This window comes from Tatumella citrea, from assembly GCF_002163585.1.
In the GTDB taxonomy this organism is placed as follows: Bacteria; Pseudomonadota; Gammaproteobacteria; order Enterobacterales; family Enterobacteriaceae; genus Tatumella; species Tatumella citrea.
This window is the reverse complement of sequence record NZ_CP015579.1, coordinates 596,687-618,173: the sequence shown is the minus strand read 5'-3', so window position 1 is coordinate 618,173 and position 21,487 is coordinate 596,687. Positions and strand designations below refer to the sequence as shown.

Below are 21,487 nucleotides of genomic sequence, written 5' to 3'. Positions count from 1 at the left end.
TCTGTGACAGAACCAGGCGATTCATCTCACAGGATAAAAAAATGAATTCCAGATTAGGGGTATTGCTGAAAATATCTTCATGTCTCTGTTCAACCCTGATGCTGGCCTGCGTTAAAGGTCTCCATGGTCAGATTCCTACCGGCGAGGTTATTTTTTTCCGCTCATTTATTGCGTTATTTCCGTTGCTGACCTGGCTAAAACTGCAGGGCAATATCAGGGATAATATTAAAACCCATAATCTGTTTGGTCATCTTATCCGTGGCTTTTCCGGAACCGGCGGCATGTACTTCAACTACCTGGCACTGGTGTATATTTCTCTGGCAGATGCTACCGCACTCAGTTATGCCGCTCCGCTGTTTACCGTGATTATGGCTGCAATTCTGCTGAAAGAGCACGTTCGTCTGTCGCGCTGGTTAGCCGTGGTCGCCGGATTCTCAGGGATTATTGTCATGTTATTCTCCGGTCCCGGCAGCAGCAGTTCATTACTCTTTGGCCACAGTGGACACGACGGAGCTGCGCTTGGTGTGCTGTTTGCTCTGGTGGCAGCCCTCTGTACCGCAACATCGAATGTGCAAATCCGTTTTCTGAATGGCATTGAGAAACCCGGCGCGATTGTGTTCTATTTTTCACTGATGACCACACTTATCGGATTAGCGACTGCCGCGTTTGGCTGGAAGGTCCCCACTCATCAACAACTCCTGTTACTGACTGGTTGTGGGTTATTTGGCGGCATGGCCCAGATACTGGTGACGCTCAGTCTGCGTTTTACCGATGCCTCGTTGCTGGCCCCGTTTGATTACACCACTCTGGTGTGGTCAATGGTGATTGGTTATCTGTTCCTGAGTAGTCTGCCAGGACCCTCCACATTACTGGGCGCCAGTATAGTGGCGATGGCAGGAATATTTACTTTGTGGTCAGAGCAACGCCGCAGACGTCCACGGGTCAGAGAAACCGCCAGTTAATATCCTCGTATGACTTTGACTCCCGCCCGGGAGTCAAACTACCGTTTCACCCCCGATCGCTCCTGACTTTTGCCGCTTATTACCTGCCCTAAAAACTTTGCAGACAAACAAAGCACACTTCCGGTTTCTGACGGCAACTGAGTTTTTCTGTCGGTTTCGCAGTGCTGATCACCACCAAAGTTAAATCTTACCCCCCTCATCCCCGGCATTAAGCAACATCACACCCGGTGACAGTAATTTTTGCACCGGATTTGTGCCTTGCATCCCAAATATGCACTATCGGTGATCGCCATCTAATCATCACCCTATAAAAAACAATAACTTAAAAACTGGCATGCAAAATGCTCCTGATTGATCAGATATCGAATATAGTATACTGTTAATTCATTGTTAAAAAAACAATGCTTTCAGCAACTCATTACGGGGTGTTTATGTCTGGAAATTTTAAAAAACAGCTGTCGCTGACTGACCTGACGTTTATCGGGTTAGGCGCTATTTTTGGTTCTGGCTGGCTGTTCGCCGCCAGCCATGTTTCGTCAATAGCCGGCCCGGCAGGTATTTTTTCATGGATGATCGGCGGCTTTGCCGTGCTGTTGCTGGGAATTGTTTTTTGCGAGCTGGGTGCAGCTATCCCACGGGCCGGAGGAGTGATTAGCTATCCGGTCTATTCGCACGGCCCGCTACTCGGCTATCTGATGGGGTCCATCACGGTTATTGCCTTTACCAGTCTGGTTGCCATCGAAGTGGTTGCTGCACGTCAGTATGCCGGTGCCTGGTTTCCGGGACTGACCATCAGTAGTTCCGGCGCACCAACGGTCGCTGGCTGGATTTTCCAGTTCGTAGTGCTGTGCGGTTTTTTCTATATTAACTACAACAGCGTCAAAACCTTTGCCCGTACTAATAACATTATCAGTGTGTTCAAGTTTATTGTGCCACTGCTGGTGCTGGGCTGCCTGTTTATGTTTTTTAAACCTGCCAACCTGCACATTGCGCAGTTTGCGCCATTCGGTATGAGTGGCGTGGAAATGGCAGTCTCTGCCGGTGGCGTTATCTTTGCTTACCTGGGTCTGACACCGATCATTTCGGTAGCCAGTGAGGTACAAAACCCGCAACGCACTATTCCGATTGCGATGATCGCTTCCGTATTACTGTCGGCCATCATTTATGTGTTACTGCAACTGGCATTCGTCGGTAGTATTCCGACCGAAATGCTGGCACACGGCTGGGCGGCTATCAGCAAAGAATTCACCCTGCCTTACCGTGATATCACTCTGGCTCTGGGTATTGCCTGGCTGGGCTACTTCGTGGTGGCTGACGCCATCATCTCTCCGACCGGTTGCGGCAATATCTATATGAACGCCACCCCGCGGGTTGTCTATGCCTGGGCCAAATCCGGTACTCTGTTTAGCATCTTCGCCCGGGTGGATAAAAAATCGGGCATTCCGCGTCCGGCATTGTGGTTATCTTTCGCTCTGTCAGTGTTCTGGACACTGCCCTTCCCGTCCTGGGAAGCACTGATTAATGTGGTCTCTGCTGCCCTGGTACTTAGTTATGCACTGGCACCAATTACGGTCGCGGCATTACGCAAAACCAGCCCTGATCTTGAGCGTCCTTTCCGGGTCCGTGGTTTTAGCGTAATTGGTCCGCTGTCATTTATTATCGCATCGCTGATTGTCTACTGGTCAGGCTGGAGCACTATCTCCTGGCTGCTTGGCTTACAGATCCTGATGTTTATCATCTATGTTGCCTGTGCACGGTTTGCTCCGACCAAAAAAATATCAATGAAACAGCAGGTTATCTCCTCATCCTGGCTGATCGCTTTCTATGCAGCAATGCTGGTACTTTCCTGGGCCGGTAGTTTTGGTGGTCATGGTTATATTTCTCATCCGCTGGATACCCTGGTGGTCGCCGTAGTTGCGCTGGTTATCTACTACTGGGGCTCAGCGGTAGCCTTACCCGCTGCAATGGTCGATTTTAATGACGAAGATACTGCCGTGCAGAGCCCGGCGGCAGTCCGTCGGCCATCCCGCGCGGTACAGCCCGCGTATCGTCAGACACATTAAGCGAATGCGAAGGCGGTTGCTGTCAGCACCGCCTTCGCTAACAGAGTTTGCACGTTAATCAGAATTTACGGGGAAGATATGCAGAAGATCGCGATTATTGATTCACATACCGGTGGTGAACCCACCCGCTTAGTGACGGCGGGTTTTCCGGATCTGGGGCAAGGCACAATGGCCGAAAGACTAGAGCGGCTGTCCGGCGAGTTTGACCACTATCGTCGTACCTGCATGCTGGAACCTCGCGGTAACGATGTGCTGGTAGGGGCGCTGCTGTGCGAGCCGGTCGATCCGGCGGCGGCGGCCGGAGTGATTTTCTTCAATAACACCGGATACCTCGGGATGTGTGGTCACGGAACCATCGGACTGGTACGTTCGCTGGCACATATGGGGAAAATCGCCCCGGGGGAACATATCATCGAAACCCCGGTCGGCAAAGTTACCGCGACTCTGCACGAGGATCTGAGCGTCAGTGTCCGTAATGTTCCCTCCTGGCGTTACCGTAAAGCGGTCACACTGCACAGTGAGACTCTGGGTGAGATCACCGGAGATATCTCCTGGGGAGGAAACTGGTTTTTCCTGATCAATGATCACGGATTAGAAGTCACTCCGCAAAATATCCCGGCACTGACCCGTTATGCCCTGCAGGTTCAACAGGAATTACAACAGCAGGAGATCTTCGGCGATCAGCAGGGAATTATCGATCACATCGAGCTTTTTGCCGCCGATCCGCAAGCCGACAGCCGCAGTTTTGTACTTTGCCCCGGCGGGCAATGGGATCGATCTCCTTGTGGTACTGGCACCAGTGCAAAACTAGCCTGCCTGGCTGCCGATGGCAAACTTGCCGCCGGAGAAGAGTGGTGCCAGGCCAGCGTGATTGGCAGCCGTTTCATTGCCAGTTATCAGCCTGAGGGAGATAAAATTATTCCAACCCTGCGCGGGACTGCTCATATCTGTGGCGAAACTACCCTGCTGATTGATGATAATGATCCGTTTGCCTGGGGGATTGTCTGATGTCAGACACTGCCGATGTGATTGTCATTGGCGGCGGGATTGTCGGTGCCTGTTGCGCCTGGCAACTGGCATCACACGGTTTATCGGTGGTAGTGCTGGATGCGGGTTTTCCGGCCGCGACTGCCTCAGGAATGGGCCATCTGCTGATTCTTGACGATAACCCGGCGGAACTGTCGATTACCGGTTATTCGCTGCAACGCTGGCGGGATATCAGCCAGCAACTTCCTGCGGGCGCAGCCTGGAAACAGAATGGCACGTTGTGGATGGCAGCCAGTGATGAAGAGATGGAGGTTGCCGAAAAGAAAGCCACCATCCTGCAACAACAAGGTATCCCCTGTCGCCTGCTGACGGGGCAACAGATGACTGAGGCCGAACCTCTGATTCGTGAAGGACTGACCGGCGGGCTGGAAATCAGCAGCGATGGCATTCTCTATGCTCCGGTCGTCGCTGACTGGATGTTAAATCAGCCTGGCATCCGTCGTGTGACTGCGGAAGTCACCGCTATCGAAGAACCGCAGGTTGTCTGTCGCGATGGTCGTCGTTTCAGAGCACCACATATTTTGCTGGCCAATGGTGTACAGGCCCCGGATCTGCTGCCGGAAATTCCGGTAGTCCCCAAAAAAGGCCATCTGTTGATTACCGACCGCTATCCCGGTATTGCCCGTCGTACTCTGGTCGAACTTGGATATGTCACCAGCGCCCACAATGCCAGCGGACCTTCCACCGCCTGCAATATTCAGCCGCGCCCCACCGGTCAGTTATTGATTGGATCAACACGGCAGTTTGATACTACCGATCCACAGGTGGAAAGCTGGATGCTGAGCAAAATGTTACGGCGTGCCTGTGAATATGCACCGGCACTCCGGCAACTCAATGCCGTCCGGGCCTGGACAGGTTCCCGTGCTGCTTCCCCGGATGGCCTGCCGCTGATTGGACGTCATCCCCATCGTGCGGGAGTCTGGCTGGCCGTCGGCCATGAAGGTCTGGGAGTCACAACTGCGACAGCAACCGCAGATTTAATCACCGCAGCGTTACTGAATACCCCACCACCACTGTCAGGGCACGATTTTCTGCCTGACCGGTTTTTAGTTCACGGAGAAGCTTATGCCACAGCTATTCATTGACGGACAACAGGTCACCCTGGCAGAAGGTGCGACGGTCGCTGCTGCACTGAGTATGGTGGGCGACCACTGCAGTCGTACCTCAGTCAGTGGCAGCCGGCGCGCTCCGGTGTGCGGCATGGGTATCTGCCAGGAGTGCCGGGTAATGATTAACGGACAGCGACGACTGGCCTGTCAGACCTTATGCCAGGAAGCGATGGAAGTGGTGACCTATGAGTGAATTGCAGACAGATATTCTGGTGGCCGGTGCGGGTCCCGCAGGGATCTCGGCGGCGCTGGCGGCAGCCGACTGCGGCTGTCATGTCGTGGTGATTGATGATAACCCACGGGCTGGCGGACAAATCTGGCGTGGGGGTCCCGGCAGCCACTTACCGGACAATGCCTTGCTGGCGCTGGAAAAACTCCGCCAGCATCCGCGTATCCGGCTGATGCCGGCAACCCGGCTGGTGATGTGTATCCGTGAAGGTGTGTATCTGCTGGAAGAAAATCAGCAAGCCAGCCAGCTACGTGCCGAAAAAGTCATTATCTGCACCGGTGCCCGTGAATTGCTGCTGCCGTTTCCCGGCTGGACACTCCCCGGAGTGACGGGGGCTGGCGGGTTACAGGCATTAGTTAAAGGCGGTGTACCTGTCACTTCACAACGGATTGTTATCGCCGGAAGCGGCCCGTTATTGCTGGCCAGCGCCCACACCGCAAAACAACAGGGTGCGCAGATTATCGGCCTGCTGGAACAACAATCCTGGCCGGCGGTTGTCGCTATGATGGCACAACTCTGGCGCTGGCCATCAAAACTGGGCCAGGCCGTCACGTTATTTAACCGCCACTACCGGGCAGGCAGCTATGTCACCGAAGCACTGGGTGACAGCCGACTGGAAGCGGTAAAAATCCGTCAGGGCAGACAGGAAAAAACGATTTCCTGTGACCGTCTGGCCTGTGGTTATGGTCTGGTCCCTAATCTGCAACTGGCCGAACTGCTGGGAGCAGAACATGACAACGACGGTATTTTCGTTGATGAACACCAACGCACCCAACTGCCCGGTATCTACGCTGCCGGAGAGTGTACCGGCATTGGCGGCAGTGAGCTGTCGATAGCCGAAGGCACCATTGCCGGCTACTGCGCCGCTGGTCATCCACAACATGCTACCTCGTGGATAGCCCGCCGCGAACACTGGCAGGCATTTGCCCTGCTGCTAAAACAAGGCTTCGGCCTGAAAAGCGAGTTAAAAAATCTGGTCAGCGATTCTACTGTGATCTGCCGTTGTGAGGACGTGCGTTGGTCAGAGGTCAGTTCACTGGAAAATCTGAAACATATCAAAATGCTCACCCGTTGCGGCATGGGTCCCTGTCAGGGAAAAATCTGCCATAGCAGTCTGCGCTTTCTTAAGCCACTGGCCGGCAGCCAGACCCGACCGCCCGTAATGAATGCACGGATTGACACACTGTGTCTGCCGGATGAGCAAGCCCCCCGATCACCTACTTAATCAACAGGAAAACGACTATGCAAATTCAGGGAAAACAATTTATTCAGGGCCAGCGTAGCCAGCAAGGCCAGGAACAACTGCACAGTGTGGATGCAACTACAGGAGAAACTCTGGCCACCTTCTATGCCGCCACCGAACAGGAAGCCAGTGCGGCTTGTGTTGCTGCGGCTGATGCTTTTCAGATCTTCCGGCAAACCACGGTGCAGCAACGGGCTGAGCTGCTGAACAGCATTGCCGATGAACTGGACGCACTGGACGACGAATTTATTCACAAAGTAATGCAGGAGACCGCACTGCCGGAAGGACGAATTCGCGGTGAACGAGCGCGCACCAGCGGCCAGATGCGACTGTTTGCTACCGTGTTAGCGCGCGGAGATTTTTTGGGTGCCCGGATTGATACAGCATTACCGGATCGCACCCCGTTACCGCGCCCCGATTTACGTCAGGCTAAACTGGGTGTCGGCCCTGTCGCCGTATTTGGCGCCAGTAACTTCCCGCTGGCGTTCTCTACGGCAGGCGGCGATACCGCATCAGCACTGGCGGCCGGTTGCTCTGTCGTGATGAAAGCCCATACCGGTCATATGATCACCGCTGAATATGTGGCTACCGCAATTATTACCGCACTGGAAAAATGTGGTCTGCCAGGCGGCGTGTTTAATATGCTGTATGGCAGCAATATTGGCAGTGTTGTGGTGCGTCATCCGGAAATCCAGGCGGTCGGCTTTACCGGCTCACTGCGTGGTGGCCGCGCTATCTGTGATATGGCTGCGGCACGATCTCAGCCAATTCCGGTATTTGCCGAAATGAGCAGTATCAATCCGATGTTGCTGCTGCCGGAAGCTCTGCAGAACCGTGGCACAGAAATTGCCCGCCAACTGACCGATTCAGTGGTTGCCGGATGCGGCCAGTTCTGCACCAACCCGGGCATGATTATCGGCATCCGTTCTCCTCAGTTCTCCGCATTTTTACAGCAAATGAGTGACAATATTGCCAGCAGCCCGGCCCAGACCATGCTGAACCGTGGTGTACTGGCCAGCTACCAGCACGGACTGCAGGAACTGTCACAACACCCGGGGGTAACTCATCTCGCTGGCCAGCCTCAACAGGGCGTCCAGGCATTCCCGCAACTGTTCAGTGCCGGGGCAGAATTGCTGCTGAACGGTGATCCGTTATTACAGGAAGAAGTTTTCGGCCCGGTGAGTGTGGTCATTGAAGTGGAAAGCCACCAGCAGTTAAAAGCCGCGTTACGCGCGATACGTGGTCAGTTGACCATCACTCTGCTGGCAGAAGATAACGACCTGGTAGATTTCGCAGATCTGGTGCCTGTTATTGAACAGAAAGCCGGTCGCCTGCTGGTTAATGGTTATCCGACAGGGGTTGAGGTTTGTGATGCTATGGTTCATGGTGGCCCTTATCCTGCCACTTCTGATTCACGTGGCACCTCGGTAGGTACACTGGCCATCGAACGTTATCTGCGCCCTGTCTGTTACCAGAACTATCCGCAACATCTGCTGCCGGCCGCGTTGCAGGATAGCAACCCGCTGAAAATCGACAGGCTGGTTAACGGTAAAATGACCCGCGAAGCTCTGTAAGGAGGACGTAAACTATGAAACTGAGCATTGATCAGACCAACCAACTGATCAGCAATATCCTCAGTACGGCCGGATTCAATCCGGCACATACTCAGGCCATTACCGACACCATTATGGCAGGTGAAATTGATGGCTGCCGTTCACATGGTGTCTGGCGTACTCTGGGAATTGTCAGGACCCTGACTGAGGGCAAAGTCGTTCCTGACGCGCAACCTGAAATTACGGATCTGAGCCCGGGAGTGCTGAGTGTCGATGCTGCGGGCGGTTTTTCTCCACTGGCCTACCAGCTGGCTTTGCCGGAATTTATCAGTAAAACCCGCAGCCAGGGAATTGCAGCCCTGGCCATCCGGCATTGTGTGCACTTTTCGGCGCTGTGGGTCGAAATTGAAAAACTGACAGACGCCGGGCTGGTTGGCATGGCATATACCCCTTCTCATGCCTGGGTAGCTCCGACCGGCGGCCGGGAGCCAGTATTCGGCACCAACCCGATGGCATTTGGCTGGCCACGCCAGGGACATCCGCCGTTTATTTTTGACTTTGCTACCAGCGCAGTGGCCCGGGGTGAAATTGAGTTACATCGCCGCAGTGGCACCCCGTTACCTGAAGGCTGGGGGGTTGACCGCGAGGGTAACAGCAGCAGTGATGCGACAGAGGTATTGGATCACGGGGCAATGCTGACCTTCGGTGGTCATAAAGGATCTGCACTGGCTGCAATGATCGAGTTACTGGCTGGCCCGTTGATTGGCGATCTGACCAGCGCCGGATCGCTGGCCTGGGATAACGGCAGCAAAGCCCTGCCGTATCACGGCGAACTTCTGATTGCGATTAACCCTGCCATTTTCCCGGGTGGAGACGGCCCGGAAAATCAGCAACGGGCAGAGCAGATGTTCGATGCCATCGTCGGTCAGGGAGCTCGCCTGCCTTCTCAGCGACGCTACCGTAACCGTCAGGACAGCCTGCAACACGGGCTGGATATTCCGGATAATCTGTATCAGGAATTATGCCAGTTACTGCCTGCGGACTGATTCGGCCCCGTTGTTGGTGTGGTTCCAGGCTGCCGGTATCACAGATGGTCCCTGCCGACCGTCAATCGATCAGCCTTACCGCTCCCTGTGCCGCGCTGGAGGTCATGGCTGCATAAGCTTTAAGTGCCGATGACACCCGGCGTTGCCGCGCCAATGGCTGCCAGGCTGCTTTTCCCAGCGCCTCCATCTGTTGGCGGCGCAGTGCCAGCAGTTGCGGATCCACCAGCAGAGTGATTGCACGACGGGGAATATCTATCTCAATGATATCCCCGTCTTCGATCAGTGCAATATTACCGCCCTCTGCCGCTTCCGGTGAAACATGGCCTATGGATAATCCTGAGGAGCCGCCGGAAAAGCGTCCATCCGTAAGCAATGCACAACTTTTATTCAATGCTTTTGATTTCAGATAACTGGTCGGGTACAGCATTTCCTGCATTCCTGGCCCACCACGCGGCCCTTCGTAACGGACAACGACCACTTCCCCCGGTTGTACAATACCGGACAAAATTCCTGCAACGGCTTCGTCCTGTCCTTCAAATACCCGGGCTCTGCCGGTAAAACTAAGCATTGAGGGATCAACACTGGCCGTTTTTACAATACATCCGTCCCGCGCAATATTGCCGTACAGCACTGCCAGTCCACCATCCTGTGAGAAAGCATGGGTTGCACTGCGCAGGCACCCTGTCTGTCTCCGGGTATCCAGTGCCGGATAATAGTTGTTCTGACTGAAGGCCCGGGTGGTACGCACTCCGCCAGGTGCCGCCCGGTAAAAACGCCTTACCCGTTCTGAGGGTTGTTGTTTTACATCCCACTCAGCCAGTGCTTCACCCAGGGTCTGCGCATGTACCGTGCCACAATCCTGATGAATCAGCCCTGCCCGTGCCAGTTCACCCAGCACTGCCATTACGCCACCTGCACGGTGTACATCTTCCATATGAATGTTTTCCACTGCCGGAGCAACCTTACATAACACCGGCACTTTACGTGATAAGCGATCAATATCCGCCATAGTAAAACTGACATCGCCTTCATATGCTGCAGCCAGCAGATGCAGGACCGTATTGGTGGAACCCCCCATCGCAATATCCATTGCCATGGCATTTTCAAAGGCTTGTCTGGTGGCTATCGCTCGTGGCAGTACGCTGCCATCCCCCTGCTCGTAAAACCGGCGGCATAACGCGACTATCTGCCGCCCTGCTTCCAGAAATAGTTCGCCACGTAATGCATGGGTGGCCAGCAATGAACCGTTTCCTGGCAACGCTAACCCCAGTGCCTCGGTCAGACAATTCATCGAGTTGGCGGTGAACATTCCGGAACAGGAGCCGCAGGTCGGACAAGCCGCATTTTCTACCGCCGCAACTTCCTGATCACTCATCCGATCATCAGCAGCGACAACCATCGCATCAATCAAATCAAATGCCCGCCTTTCACCTCTCAGGGTCATTTTCCCTGACTCCATCGGGCCGCCAGAAACAAAAATCACCGGAATATTCAGTCGTAATGCTGCCATTAACATTCCCGGAGTGATTTTATCGCAGTTGGAAATACAGACCATGGCGTCGGCACAGTGCGCGTTCACCATATATTCCACACTGTCAGCAATCAGTTCCCGCGAAGGCAGGCTATAGAGCATGCCTTCATGGCCCATCGCAATTCCGTCATCGATGGCAATGGTGTTGAATTCTTTGGCGACTCCCCCCGCCTGTTCAATCTCACGTGCGACCATCTGACCAAGATCTTTCAGATGCACATGGCCGGGAACAAACTGAGTAAAAGAGTTCACCACCGCAATGATGGGCTTTCCGAAATCAGCATCGGTCATTCCGGTGGCCCGCCATAAACTGCGGGCGCCGGCCATATTACGACCATGGGTGGAAGTACGGGAACGGTACATAGCAGAGTCCTCACATTAAGTAAGGCCTGAGAGTAGTATGGACATCATCTGCGGTGAAATATATTCTCAGAGGCTGATTAAGTCGCTGTGGATCTGATAATGAATGTTCGCCAGTTAGAACAGTTCGTGGCTGTCGCCGAAACTCTGCACTTCAGTAAAGCAGCTGCACGTCTGCATATGACCCAACCGCCCCTTAGCCAGTCGATTATTGCGCTGGAAAAAGAGTTGGGACAGTCGCTGTTTATCCGCAGTAACCGCAAAGTACAGCTGACCGGGTTTGGTGAGCAGTGGCTGGAATATGTAAAAACTGCCCTGCAGAATCTGCAGGAATTACCGGCAATCGCCGAAAAATTACAGAACGGTGAATACGGAAATTTATCACTGACCTTTATCAGTTACGCCGGCTATAACATTCTGCCAACGCTGGTCAAAGACTTCAGACAACACTATCCGAATGCCGGACTGACGCTGACCGAAGCGACCAGTGATGTTCAGATGGAGCTGCTAAAACAGGGAAAAACTGACATCGGCATCGTGATTCCGCACCAGACAGACCATCTGCCTGCTGGTCTGATGTATCAGAAAATTCTCTCAGAGCCTTTGATAGCCGCTGTACCAGAACTATGGCTGGAAGAGGGAAAACTGCCATCGGTACAGAGCGGCCTCTGCCCACAACAGCTTATCAGCCTGCCGCTGGTCATGTTCCCTCAGTCGGCAGCCCCTCCGTTTTATTCACTGGTTATGCGCTATTACGCTGCCCATGGGGCTGTCCCGGTAATTGCCCAGCAGGCTATTCAGATGCAAACCATCATCAGCCTGGTTGCTGCGGGGATCGGGATCGCGTTAGTTCCTGCATCACTGCGACAATTAGCGCGCCAGGGGGTCGTTTATCTGGATTTACCGGCCAGCCCGCCACAACTGGAAATCGGTTTTATCTGGCGCCAGGAGAATAGCTCTCCCGTACTGCACAACCTGATCACACTGGCTGCGAATATCATTGTCACCGCCTGAGTTTGAAGCAGTTTTCTCCCGAAAACAGCCTGTGAGGATCGGATCTTCCAACACCGTTCTTTCCTGATAACGGGATCAATACCGGCAAAGGGCAAAGAGACATTCCGGCATGAGGATTTTCCTGCTGATCATCATTTATCAGCAATGTTTCTGCCTGTTGCATGCGGGACGATACATTTTATATTGCTGCCGACAATATAAAATATTGTCTGGAGCTAACCTTTGATTTAAAAGGGTTTTAGCTAAGAATGGATAGTATATGATTTTTATATGTTCACTTTGATTTAAATAACGGTATGTTGGCAAAAGAGGTTATAAACGACAGAAAATTAAATAAACCACCTCATAAAATACAGGAGCGTTATTCTTTATTTATCCGGGGTTAATGATGATTGATACAGAAAATACAGAATCAACGACAAAAAATAAAAAAATAAAAATGCACACGCAGTCTCTGTCTAAAAATTATGGCTCAGTCACAGCACTGCATCCGACTGATATTAATGTTTATGACGGGGAAATATTAACTTTACTGGGCCCGTCCGGCTCAGGGAAAACAACATTACTGCAAATTATTAGCGGATTAACCTCACCCAGTTCAGGAGAACTTTTTATTAATGGTGAGGTGAAAACGCACACTCCCCCTCACCTGAGAGATATCGGCGTTGTTTTCCAGAACTATGCTTTATTTCCTCAAATGAATGTCTACGAAAATATTGCTTTTCCGCTACAGATGCGGCGACTCACAGCCAGTGATATTAAAAAGAAAGTAAATAATGCGCTGGAGATGGTCGGTCTGGCCGCTCACGGTAATCGTTTCCCGCATGAAATGTCCGGAGGCCAGCAACAACGGGTAGCACTGGCCCGGAGCCTGGTTTATCAGCCGTCACTGTTGCTGATGGATGAATCACTGTCAGCCCTCGACAGAAAACTTCGGGAAAGCATTCAGCTTGAGATAAAGAAGATCCATCGTGATACCGGCACCACCATCATCTTTGTCACCCATGATCAAGAAGAAGCATTAGCCCTGTCTGACCGGGTATGTCTGATGAATTCAGGCCGGGTGGAACAAACTGATACTCCGGAAAATATTTATGAAAATCCGGAAAGCCTGTTTGCTGCCGATTTTATTGGTATTTCTAACCGGCTGGACGGAATTATTGAAAGTGATGGTTTTTTACAAACTGCGGAAGGAAAACTCCCTGTTCCTGCAGGAAAGAGCGGAATATCTTCCGGCAGTCACGCTGCATTAATTATTCGCCCTGAATATATTCGCAGAATAGATTCACCGGGTTTGTTATCCGGCAAGGTGACTGACATTATTTATGCCGGTCCGGAGAGTCGGTTAATCGTCACATTAAATAAAGGCACGGTACTGACACTTCGACAACCTGCAGGAATTCCACTGCCACAACCAGGTGAAATTATTAATCTGCACTGGGAAATGTCTGACAGCCGGCTACTGACACATTAAATATTTTCAGTACTAAATCTTTATTTACTCACCAACAATATTTTGAGGGAGGCTGAACCATGCTTAAAAAACAAGATAGTCGTCGGGGATTTTTAAAAACAATGGGTATCACCGGTGCAGCATTGGCGGTGCCCTCATTATGGATCCCCCGCTCGTTTGCAGCAGAAACTCTGGTGATTGCCGATAATGGCGGTTCTCTGGGACCCGCACTCCGTAAGGCATTTTACGATCCGTTCGAAAAAGAAACCGGTATTCATATCACTAATGTGGCTCACGAATCAGATGCTGTGACTCAGTTTAAACTGGCCGTGGATTCAGGTTCCCATATGTGGGATATCGCGATGGTGACTCCGGATAACGTTATCCGTCTGACAGAAGGTAAAAACTACCTCGCGCCGCTGGAGATGACCGGCAGCGATACACAAGACATTCTCCCTGGCATGCTGACGGGTAACTGGTTTGGATTTTCTGTCTGGGCCGCCATTATGGCTTACCGGACCGATAAATTTGGCAACAATGGCCCTGCAAACTGGAAAGATTACTGGGATACCAACAAATTTCCTGGCCGCCGCGGACTGTACCGCTCACCGTCCTGTACCTTTGAAGCCGCATTGCTGGCCGATGGCGTGGCTCCGGCAGATCTCTATCCGCTGGATATCGACAGAGCAATGAAATCTCTGGATAAAATTCGCGACCATATCAATGTCTGGTGGTCCGATGGTGCTCAGAATACCCAGTTGTTACAAAGCGGTGAAGTCAGCCTGTCAGACACCTGGAACTCCCGGGCACTGGCAGCGATCCATGCCGGGGCTCCGGTAAAAATCGTCTGGCAAGGGACCTATAGTGTCGATGGCTGGTCAATCGTCAGCGGGACTCCCAGACTCGCCCAGGCACGTCAGTTCATCAAATTCTGCATGCGGCCTGACCGCCAGGCAGAGTACTCCGCACTCACCAGCAACGGCCCAAGTAATTCTAAGGCACTCGGTCTGATGGACAAATCCGCAGCTCAGCAGCTGGCTACCTGGCCTGAAAACCTCAAAGGTCTGGTCCGTCAGGATGCCACCTGGTGGGGTAAAAATTACGATGCCGCTAATGAACGTTTCCAGGAATGGCTCATCGGGGGCTGATTCACATCGAATTCGGGGAGTAGCAAATGAGCAGCAAACAAATTCATCTGGGATTACTCGCGCAGCCTTATGGTGACCATATGTCTGCCTGGCTTAATTCCAGTGCACCGGCAGGTGGAGCCACCAATATTGGCTATCTGAAAGAGCTGGCCCGTACCGCAGAACAAGGGTTATTTGATCTGTTCTTTATTGCGGATACTCCGGCAACCCGTACCGATAATTTACATATTCACAGCCGTTCACCTAATTACATGAACAGGCTGGAACCCATCACCCAGCTCACCGCGATTGCAGGCGCGACTCAACACATCGGTCTGGGAGCAACGGCATCCACCAGCTTTTATGAGCCGTATAACATTGCCCGCTTATTTGCTTCTCTGGATCTTATTTCTGAGGGCAGAGCCGCATGGAATATTGTGACATCCGCCAATGATTACGCGGCCAGAAATTTTGGTCTCGACCGGCTGCCGCCGCATGACAAACGTTATGCCCGGGCGAAAGAGTTCTACTCTATCGTCGCCAGCCTGTGGGATACCTGGGATGATGACGCATTTATTTATGACCGCGAGCAATACCGGTATTTTGACCCGGAAAAATATCATACCACTGATTTCAATGGCGAATTTTTCAAAGTCTTCGGCGGACTGAATATTCAGCGCAGCCCGCAGGGACATCCGGTAATTATTCAGGCAGGCTCTTCTGAAGCCGGGAAAACACTGGCGGCCGAAACCGCTGAAGTGGTGTTTGCGTCCGATCCGACACTGACCGCAGGGCAGAAATTTTATGCTGATCTTAAAGGCCGGATGCCCGGTTTTGGACGGCATCCTGATGATCTGAAAATCCTGGCGGGTTTGTCGGTAGTCACTGGCGAGAGCCTCTGGGAAGCCCAGGATAAATTTCAACAGCTACAAAATATGATTCATCCGGAGGTCGGAAAAATGATGCTCAGTGCCGACCTGGAAACCGACTTAAGTGACCTGCCGTTGGATGAGCCTATTCCTGTCGAGCTGATTCCGGAAAAAGCGAATTTTCACCAGGCTTATTTCAACCAGCTGGCCGCCATGATCCGTGAACAAAAATTAACCCTGAGGCAGCTTTATTCCTCCTATGAACGTGGCAAGGTCTCTCTATGCGGCACTCCCGCAATGATAGCTGACCATATGACCGAATGGATGGAATCTGATGCTGCTGACGGATTTATGCTCAGTTTTCACACGCTGCCCGATGACTTACAGGATTTCGTCCGTCAGGTGGTCCCTGAGTTACAGGCGCGCGGGCTTTACCGGACTGACTATCAGGGGCAGACACTACGTGACCATCTGGGCCTTTCGCGCCCCGTGAATCGTCATACTCCCCGTTCGTCTGACCGCTGAAATTTCGGTATCTGAGAGATTGCCGGTAAGGATTTGTTATGAGTACGGTGACTGAAATTGCCCTGAAATCGGTGCCCGGGCGCTTTTTCAGGCGTCCTGGCATGTTATGGCTTGCGGTGCCGGGGATCATTTTTCTGGCATTGTTTCTGCTGTTTCCGTCGCTGCGGATTTTTATACTGAGCGTGACCAATGCCGGAGGCCATTTTTCTCTGGCCGGATTCGACAGATTCGCCACCCACGGCGTTTACCAGCGGGTATTGCTAAACACCTTTGTGATTGCTTTCTGGACCACCGCCCTGAGCCTGCTGTTTGGCTATCCCCTGGCTTACTGGTTAAGCCGGGTCACTGCCGGACTGCGAAAAATACTTATGATGCTTATCCTGCTGGCTTTCTGGAGCAGCACCTTAGTCAAAAACTTCACCTGGCTGATTTTACTGGGGCATAACGGACCGGTGGCCGAAGCCGCACGATGGCTGGGATTAAATGGCGATAATATGTTGTTTAACCGTCCGGTGGTGATCTTTGCCATGGTGCATACCATGCTGCCGCTGGGGGTAGTGACACTGATGCCGGTGTTAAGTCAGATCAATGACAATCTGTTAAAAGCTGCGGCAACCCTGGGGGCTGACGGGGCTCAGGCTTTCTGGCGTATCTTTTTTACCTTGTCGATGCGGGGTGTCGCGGCGGCTGGGTTACTCATATTTATCAGTAGTCTGGGTTTTTTTATTACCCCCACCTTCCTCGGCAGCCCACATGAAATGATGCTTGGGCAGATGATCATCCTGCAGATTAATCAGTTACAGAACTGGCAGTTGGGTTGTGCTCTGGCGGTGATTCTGGTGCTGGCCGCCGTGATCAGCTGCATTATTTATGACCTGCTGTTTGGTTTATCTTCCCTGGCAGGTGAAAGCCGCAGCAATACCTCGCGGCGACACCGGTTACTCAGCCGTCTGGGCTGGGTGATTGTTGACCTGCTGGCTCGCCTGTCATCGGGGCTACTGTGGCTGTCAGGCCCTCTGCGGAGACGTGGATTCAGACTGCCACTGTTAGGCGTGTTCAGCTGGTTATTGATTGCGGTGTTGGTTCTGCCGGTGCTGGCGGTGATCCCTATGTCATTTACCGCCAGCAGCTTCTTGTCGTTTCCGCCACAAGGTTTCAGTCTGAAATGGTATCAGGTCTATTTTTCTTCATCGCAGTGGATGGATGCAACACTCCGCTCATTTGCGATTGGTCTGGTCGTTGCAGTGTGCAGTACGGTAATTGCGGGTATGGCTGCCTATAGTCTTAGCCGTTCTCACAGTCGCTTATCGCGGGTTATTTTTCTGCTGTTCCTGCTGCCAATGATTATCCCGGCTATCGTCATTGCGATTGCACTGTTTTATCTTTGCGCCCATACAGGTCTGGTGGCGACCAATACAGGGATTATTATCGGCCATATTGTGATTGCACTGCCGATGGTGTTTGTCATTTTGCTGACATCATTTCGTGGGCATGACTGGCGGCTAAATCAGGCTGCGGCCACCCTTGGCGCAGGTAAATTACAGATCTTATACCGCATCACCCTGCCTTCGGTAAAAGGAGGGCTGCTGGCGGCTTTTGTGATTGGTTTTCTCAGCTCGTTCGAGGAATTAACCGTGGCATTATTTATCGGTGGCGGTCTGAAAACTACACTACCTAAGCAGATGTGGGACGATATTTTACTCCAGATTACTCCGACACTGGCTGCGGCTTCTACCGCCGTCCTGTTGATTGTGGTGCTGTTTTTCCTGTTGTTACAGTGGGGCAGCAGAGGCATAAAACGTGGCAAACACAGCAGTGTTACCGGCAATCAGTAATCCTGTTTATCAGAGATTAGCCTGCCACCAGCGACAGGTTTCCTGCCTCTGAAGGTTAATGATCCAGATTCATAAACACACTCAGCCCGGCGGCAATTATCTGTCGCCGTTTTTTTGCACAATTATTCACCACATTCTGTTCCACAGATACCACAGGAAAATAATGATGCTGAAAATTATCACCAATGGTTCGGTCCCGTCAGCCAAAGGTCCGGACAGCTATTTTACCGGTAATGTACGTATTGATGCTCCTTTTAGCGGCAGCGACGATGCCAAAGTAGGCGGCGCAACCGTGACCTTTGAACCCGGAGCACGAACTGCCTGGCATACTCACCCGCTCGGCCAGACTCTGATAGTCACCCACGGCCAGGGATGGATTCAGTGTGAAGGCGAAGCTATTCAGGTGATCAACAGCGGTGATATCGTGTGGATCCCCCGGATGTTAAACACTGGCACGGTGCCACTCCTGCAACCTCCATGACCCATATTGCCATTGCTGAATCACTGAATGGTAGCCCGGTCGACTGGATGGAAAAGGTTACTGATGAGCAATATCAGATCCAGTTATCGTAAACTATAAATTACACATCCGGGATAATGATCATTATTCCGGAAACTTTCATTTCCAGAGCTAAACCTGTGAACCTCAGAACCTGCCTGCAACCTGCATAATTACTAAACACCACAATTAACATTTGACTAGCTCTGTTAACCACACCAGCACCATTGTTAACATCAAAAAAACTTAATTAGCCATGAGTTTTATTTATATAACATTGTTAACAATAACCTTACAAAGTACCCTTGTACTGCGATTTCGCACGCGCAGATATCCGTGCTGTCGCTGATGAAACGACAAAAATAACCGGCGCCGTCAGACCCCGGACAATAAACTGGAATCAGGCACAATGAAAACTAAAACGCTTCTGGCAGCTGCATTGCTGCTCACCACCGGGTACGCCGCTACCGCCGGCGCAGCCACTCTGACCAACAGTCAGGCTAACCATGTCATTGAGAATGCTGAATCAACCATCAAAGCGCAAAACAGCACCGGATGTGCAGTTGTCGTCGATAACGATGGAATGTTGCTGTCGTTCCAGCGTTTAGATGGTGCCACCCCGGGATGTATCGATGCAGCTATCGGCAAAGCACGTACCTCTGCCCTCTACCATGCCCCGTCAGTGAAGTTTATGCAGCGCCTGCAAAGTGGCGAGACGACCGTATTAGCTATCCCGCATGCCGTACCATTAGGTGGCGGTTATCCGTTAACTCTGCAGGGTGAAGTTGTTGGTGCGGTTGGTGTGAGTACACCGAAGCAGGATCTGGACAACCAGGCATCAGAAACCGCGGCTAAATCCCTGAAGTAGAGCTTCACTGATAAGGAACACCCCAATGAATCTTACACGCCGCCGGTTGCTGACCGGCTCGGCGGGGCTGATAGTGGCTGGCGTATTGTCGCAGACTCTGTCAGGCCGCTATGCGCTGGCCAGTCCGCCACTGGCTTCCGCAGTCGCCCCCTCCGCCGGATTTAACACATTATCGGTACTGATTACCGGTCAGGATAAGCCCGATGCCCTGCTGGCGCAGCGCCTGTACAGCTGGTTAGCAGCCCATACTTCCGGTCTGGACAGTCAGTTGGAGACGCTGAGCTCACTGCTGCAACAACACTCTGATGCTAATGGCAGCACCCTGCTTAGCCTGATGAAATCGCAGCCAGAAAATATTAATACACTCTATCAGTCACTGGTGTCTGGCTGGTATCTCGGTGTTGTCGGGCCACTGCCGCGTCCGGACTGCATCGCCTTCGAAAATATTGTCAGCTACCAACTGCTCAAACAATCTGTGTTACCGCCAAGCTACGCGCCGGGCCAACCAGGATTCTGGGTGCAGCCACCTGCGGGGAGAGTACATGTCTGATTCATTAAGCGCCGACGTTGTTGTTATCGGAGCCGGGATTGCCGGTTCACTGGCAGCACTAAAAATGGCTAAAGCGGGTGCCTCTGTCTTAATCCTTGAATCCGGTCCGGAAATTAAGCGTGACGAAGCGGTGAACTATTTTCGCAACTCGCCATTTAAAGGCGATTTTACCGAACCGTATCCGCCGGAACCCTGGGCACCTCAGCCTAAATTTATTCCGACTGATAACAATTATCTGATCCAGAAAGGTCCGGACCCTTATCGTGCCCAGTATTTACGTGGCATCGGTGGTACCACCTGGCACTGGGCCGGTCAGGCGTTTCGTCTGCTGCCAAACGATATGAAGATCAATACCCTGTACGGTGTTGGTCGTGACTGGCCAATCAGCTATGAGGACTTAGAGCCTTACTACAGCGATGCGGAATACCAGATGGGAGTTTCCGGTGATGATGATTTAAATTCGCCGCGCTCACGTCCTTACCCGTTACCAGGCATTCCGTTACCTTACGGTTTTGAGCGCCTGAAACAGCGCCTTAGCCCGCTTGGCTATCAGGTGGGTATCGGTCCGCAGGCACGTAACAGTATTCCTTATCAGGGACGCCCGGCCTGCTGTGGTAATAACAACTGTATGCCTGTTTGTCCTATCGATGCTCAGTACCACGGCGGGATCTCTGCCCGCAAAGCAGTGGATGCCGGGGTAAAAATTATCGCCAATGCCGTGGTTTACCGCATCGAAGCAGATGATCATGGCGTGATCCAGGCTGTACATTATCTGGATCAAAACAAAGCGACTCACCGCGTGACCGGTAAACAGTTTGTTCTGACCGCAAACGGCGTTGAAAGCCCGAAAATTCTGCTGCTGTCGACCTCAGATCGCTATCCAAACGGTATTGCTAACAGCTCCGGGATGGTAGGACGTAACCTGATGGACCACCCGGGCACCTCCGTCGAGTTTTATGCTGACGAGCCAATCTGGTTTGGTCGTGGTCCGATGCGTCCGGGCAGTATCAACAACATGCGTGACGGTAGCTGGCGTAGCGAGCGTTCCGCATTGCGTATCGACCTGGCTAACACCTCGCCGGTGCGTTATCTGACCGAGCGTCTGGTACGTCAGGGTTATTACGGCAAAGCGCTGAACGACAAACTGGCCTTCCAGGCCGAGCGTTTTGTACAGCTGAAATGCCTGCTGGAAATGCTGCCGGATCCGGAAAACCGCTTAGTCCTCAGCAAAACTGAGAAAGATGCCTGGGGTATCCCGCGTCTTGAGGTGTATTACAAATTCCCTGAATACGTGCATGCCGGTTATGACCAGTCTATGTCTGACTTCCGGAAAATTGTTCAGCAGATGGGTGGAACCGAGCCGCTATATAGCCAGCGTGGTGTCTACGACAACAACCAGCATATCACCGGCACCATGATTATGGGCAGCGATCCTAAGAACTCCGTCGTTGACGGTAACTGTCGTACCCATGACCATCCGAACCTGTTTATTGCCGGTACCGGAATCATGCCTTCGGCGTCAACCGTTAACTCCACTTTAACGGGGACGGCTCTGGCGTTGCGTATGGCCGACTATGTGCTGAAAAGCCTGTAAGGAAAAGCTG

At 52.3% G+C, this 21,487-nt stretch carries 17 protein-coding genes and 1 pseudogene; 17 read left to right on the top strand and 1 reads right to left on the bottom strand.

Translation table 11 applies throughout. From position 1 onward, the window contains the following. The first annotated feature begins 41 nt into the window (after positions 1–41). From A7K98_RS02985 to A7K98_RS02950, 8 genes are all read left to right on the top strand, one after another. Positions 42–962 carry a DMT family transporter gene (locus tag A7K98_RS02985; RefSeq protein ID WP_087487229.1) on the top strand — a complete coding sequence of 307 codons (921 nt, stop codon included), beginning with the start codon at positions 42–44 and terminating at the stop codon, positions 960–962. A gap of 431 nt (positions 963–1,393) precedes the next feature. After that, positions 1,394–3,025 (top strand): APC family permease, encoded by a 1,632-nt coding sequence (locus tag A7K98_RS02980; RefSeq protein WP_087487228.1) that lies wholly within the window; start codon positions 1,394–1,396, stop codon positions 3,023–3,025. A 78-nt stretch (positions 3,026–3,103) separates the two neighbouring features. Beyond that, entirely contained in the window at positions 3,104–4,033 is a 930-nt protein-coding gene (locus tag A7K98_RS02975; protein ID WP_087487227.1) for a 4-hydroxyproline epimerase, read from the top strand. Beyond that, a complete protein-coding gene (locus A7K98_RS02970) occupies positions 4,033–5,157 on the top strand; it encodes an NAD(P)/FAD-dependent oxidoreductase (RefSeq protein WP_087487226.1) in 1,125 nt (374 codons plus the stop codon). Before A7K98_RS02975 ends, A7K98_RS02970 begins: the two co-directional genes overlap by 1 nt. Next, complete coding sequence (locus A7K98_RS02965; RefSeq protein ID WP_087487225.1) at positions 5,138–5,374, top strand: (2Fe-2S)-binding protein; 237 nt, start codon at positions 5,138–5,140, stop codon at positions 5,372–5,374. Before A7K98_RS02970 ends, A7K98_RS02965 begins: the two co-directional genes overlap by 20 nt. Further along, entirely contained in the window at positions 5,367–6,635 is a 1,269-nt protein-coding gene (locus A7K98_RS02960) for an NAD(P)/FAD-dependent oxidoreductase (RefSeq protein WP_087487224.1), read from the top strand. The genes A7K98_RS02965 and A7K98_RS02960 overlap by 8 nt, the downstream gene beginning before the upstream one ends. A 17-nt stretch (positions 6,636–6,652) precedes the next feature. Next, positions 6,653–8,227, top strand: coding sequence for an aldehyde dehydrogenase (NADP(+)) (locus A7K98_RS02955; RefSeq protein WP_087487223.1), 1,575 nt, complete (start codon positions 6,653–6,655; stop codon positions 8,225–8,227). A gap of 14 nt (positions 8,228–8,241) precedes the next feature. Then, positions 8,242–9,252, top strand: a complete 1,011-nt coding sequence (locus A7K98_RS02950; protein WP_087487222.1) for an Ldh family oxidoreductase — start codon at positions 8,242–8,244, stop codon at positions 9,250–9,252. A 61-nt stretch (positions 9,253–9,313) separates the two neighbouring features. On the opposite strand, the gene ilvD is transcribed toward A7K98_RS02950, so the two are convergent. Beyond that, complete coding sequence (ilvD, locus tag A7K98_RS02945) at positions 9,314–11,146, bottom strand: dihydroxy-acid dehydratase (RefSeq protein ID WP_087487221.1); 1,833 nt, start codon at positions 11,144–11,146, stop codon at positions 9,314–9,316. A gap of 99 nt (positions 11,147–11,245) precedes the next feature. On the opposite strand from ilvD, the gene A7K98_RS02940 reads away from it, so the two are divergent. From A7K98_RS02940 to A7K98_RS02900, 9 genes and pseudogenes are all read left to right on the top strand, one after another. After that, positions 11,246–12,157 (top strand): LysR family transcriptional regulator, encoded by a 912-nt coding sequence (locus tag A7K98_RS02940; RefSeq protein ID WP_087487220.1) that lies wholly within the window; start codon positions 11,246–11,248, stop codon positions 12,155–12,157. Between the two features lie 385 nt (positions 12,158–12,542). Continuing rightward, on the top strand, positions 12,543–13,631 hold the full coding sequence (locus A7K98_RS02935) for an ABC transporter ATP-binding protein (protein WP_087487219.1): 1,089 nt from the start codon (positions 12,543–12,545) through the stop codon (positions 13,629–13,631). Between the two features lie 59 nt (positions 13,632–13,690). After that, positions 13,691–14,758, top strand: coding sequence for an extracellular solute-binding protein (locus A7K98_RS02930; RefSeq protein ID WP_087487218.1), 1,068 nt, complete (start codon positions 13,691–13,693; stop codon positions 14,756–14,758). A gap of 26 nt (positions 14,759–14,784) precedes the next feature. After that, positions 14,785–16,131, top strand: a complete 1,347-nt coding sequence (locus A7K98_RS02925) for an LLM class flavin-dependent oxidoreductase (protein WP_198361138.1) — start codon at positions 14,785–14,787, stop codon at positions 16,129–16,131. A 38-nt stretch (positions 16,132–16,169) separates the two neighbouring features. Then, complete coding sequence (locus tag A7K98_RS02920) at positions 16,170–17,966, top strand: ABC transporter permease subunit (RefSeq protein WP_087487217.1); 1,797 nt, start codon at positions 16,170–16,172, stop codon at positions 17,964–17,966. Between the two features lie 169 nt (positions 17,967–18,135). Then, a pseudogene (locus tag A7K98_RS02915) lies at positions 18,136–18,539 on the top strand ((R)-mandelonitrile lyase). 335 nt (positions 18,540–18,874) lie between these two features. Continuing rightward, the gene (locus A7K98_RS02910; protein WP_087487216.1) at positions 18,875–19,333 is read left to right on the top strand and encodes a GlcG/HbpS family heme-binding protein; all 459 of its coding nucleotides are present in this window, start codon (positions 18,875–18,877) and stop codon (positions 19,331–19,333) included. Between the two features lie 25 nt (positions 19,334–19,358). After that, positions 19,359–19,883, top strand: coding sequence for a sugar dehydrogenase complex small subunit (locus A7K98_RS02905; RefSeq protein WP_087487215.1), 525 nt, complete (start codon positions 19,359–19,361; stop codon positions 19,881–19,883). Beyond that, on the top strand, positions 19,876–21,477 hold the full coding sequence (locus A7K98_RS02900; protein WP_087487214.1) for a GMC family oxidoreductase: 1,602 nt from the start codon (positions 19,876–19,878) through the stop codon (positions 21,475–21,477). The genes A7K98_RS02905 and A7K98_RS02900 overlap by 8 nt, the downstream gene beginning before the upstream one ends. The last annotated feature ends 10 nt before the right edge of the window (positions 21,478–21,487 follow it).

Excerpts from the sequence above, each read along its gene's own strand:
- A7K98_RS02985 (WP_087487229.1), top strand. The coding sequence starts at position 42 with ATGAATTCCAGATTAGGGGTATTGCTGAAAATATCTTCATGTCTCTGT.
- A7K98_RS02980 (WP_087487228.1), top strand. The coding sequence starts at position 1,394 with ATGTCTGGAAATTTTAAAAAACAGCTGTCGCTGACTGACCTGACGTTT.
- A7K98_RS02975 (WP_087487227.1), top strand. The coding sequence starts at position 3,104 with ATGCAGAAGATCGCGATTATTGATTCACATACCGGTGGTGAACCCACC.
- A7K98_RS02970 (WP_087487226.1), top strand. The coding sequence starts at position 4,033 with ATGTCAGACACTGCCGATGTGATTGTCATTGGCGGCGGGATTGTCGGT.
- A7K98_RS02965 (WP_087487225.1), top strand. The coding sequence starts at position 5,138 with ATGCCACAGCTATTCATTGACGGACAACAGGTCACCCTGGCAGAAGGT.
- A7K98_RS02960 (WP_087487224.1), top strand. The coding sequence starts at position 5,367 with ATGAGTGAATTGCAGACAGATATTCTGGTGGCCGGTGCGGGTCCCGCA.
- A7K98_RS02955 (WP_087487223.1), top strand. The coding sequence starts at position 6,653 with ATGCAAATTCAGGGAAAACAATTTATTCAGGGCCAGCGTAGCCAGCAA.
- A7K98_RS02950 (WP_087487222.1), top strand. The coding sequence starts at position 8,242 with ATGAAACTGAGCATTGATCAGACCAACCAACTGATCAGCAATATCCTC.
- ilvD (WP_087487221.1), bottom strand. The coding sequence starts at position 11,146 with ATGTACCGTTCCCGTACTTCCACCCATGGTCGTAATATGGCCGGCGCC.
- A7K98_RS02940 (WP_087487220.1), top strand. The coding sequence starts at position 11,246 with ATGAATGTTCGCCAGTTAGAACAGTTCGTGGCTGTCGCCGAAACTCTG.
- A7K98_RS02935 (WP_087487219.1), top strand. The coding sequence starts at position 12,543 with ATGATGATTGATACAGAAAATACAGAATCAACGACAAAAAATAAAAAA.
- A7K98_RS02930 (WP_087487218.1), top strand. The coding sequence starts at position 13,691 with ATGCTTAAAAAACAAGATAGTCGTCGGGGATTTTTAAAAACAATGGGT.
- A7K98_RS02925 (WP_198361138.1), top strand. The coding sequence starts at position 14,785 with ATGAGCAGCAAACAAATTCATCTGGGATTACTCGCGCAGCCTTATGGT.
- A7K98_RS02920 (WP_087487217.1), top strand. The coding sequence starts at position 16,170 with ATGAGTACGGTGACTGAAATTGCCCTGAAATCGGTGCCCGGGCGCTTT.
- A7K98_RS02910 (WP_087487216.1), top strand. The coding sequence starts at position 18,875 with ATGAAAACTAAAACGCTTCTGGCAGCTGCATTGCTGCTCACCACCGGG.
- A7K98_RS02905 (WP_087487215.1), top strand. The coding sequence starts at position 19,359 with ATGAATCTTACACGCCGCCGGTTGCTGACCGGCTCGGCGGGGCTGATA.
- A7K98_RS02900 (WP_087487214.1), top strand. The coding sequence starts at position 19,876 with ATGTCTGATTCATTAAGCGCCGACGTTGTTGTTATCGGAGCCGGGATT.